The sequence below is a fragment of the Halosolutus sp. YCN4 genome, assembly GCF_059736495.1.
Map to the genome: position 1 here is coordinate 1 of NZ_JCASSM010000013.1, position 1082 is coordinate 1082.

A 1082-nucleotide genomic window follows, 5' to 3' on the forward strand; every position below is an offset into this window, starting at 1 on the left:
ACGACGTCGAGGATTTCGTCCCAGAGTTCGTCGGTGGCCCACTCGATCGACTGGTCGCCGACCAGCGCCTCACTGACGTCGACGTCGGTTTCTTCGGGAACGCGTTCGGCGCTGCCGGGGTTCCCGGTGATCTTGATCGTCGGCATGATCGCGTTCGAGAGGGTGTGGCCCTGGCCCGTCGAGATGATCATGAAGTGTGCGCCGCCGGCACCGATCCCGGTGACGGATTCGGCGCCGTGACCGGGCGTGTCCATGATGTACATCCCGCTTTCGTCGGGAATCTTCTCGCTGTAGTCGACCAGATCCTGGATGGGGCCGTCGCCGGATTTGACCAGCGCACCGAGGGCTTTCTCCTCGATGGTCGTCAGCCCACCGTCCATGTTGTCGGGCGTCGGCTGGGCGCCGCGAACGTCGAAGCCCGTCGCCTGCAGGCGCTCGTCCCAGCCTTCGACGTAGTCGAGGATCTTCTGGGCGACGTCGTCGTTGACCGCGCGTTCGGCCAGCCCTTCCTCGCCGCCGAAGAACTCCGGCGTCTCCGCGAAGACGGCGCGCCCACCCTCGTCGATGAGCCGCCAGGCGGCCCCCGCCGTGGCCTTGTGCTGGCAGAGACCGCTCGTGGTGTCCGAGGTCGCACAGTTGATCCCGAACGTGAGATTCGAAACGTCATGGGGCTGGCGCTGCTGAGCGCTGGCGTCCTGGACCATCTCTTGGGCGGCCTCGACGGTCGCTTTGAGCCCGTTCATCACGCCTTTCTCGTCGTGGATGTTGACGCTCGCACTCGGGCGCCCCGTCTCCGCGACGTCCGCTGCGAGTTCGTCACCGTCGACGATCTCGCCGGCGTGAGCGACGACGACCGCGCCGTAGGTGTTCGGGTGGGTGGCGTATCCCAGGAGCGTCCGGTAGGTCTGGAAGACGTCGGGTTTCGTCTGACACCGCCCCAGCGGATGGGTGATCGGGATCGCGTCGTCGACGATGTCCGCCGCTCGCTTTACCGTGTCGTTGGCGTACGGTGCCGTCGCGATGATCGGGACGAAGTTTCGAATGCCAATACTGCCGTCGTCTCGTTCGTATCCGAGAAAGTC

1 protein-coding gene is annotated in these 1082 nt (G+C 65.5%); it reads right to left on the minus strand.

Annotated features, from left to right (window positions below):
* Window positions 1-1082 (minus strand): UxaA family hydrolase (locus tag AC6I6X_RS22795; protein ID WP_497932858.1); only part of this gene is annotated, 1082 nt, incomplete at both ends.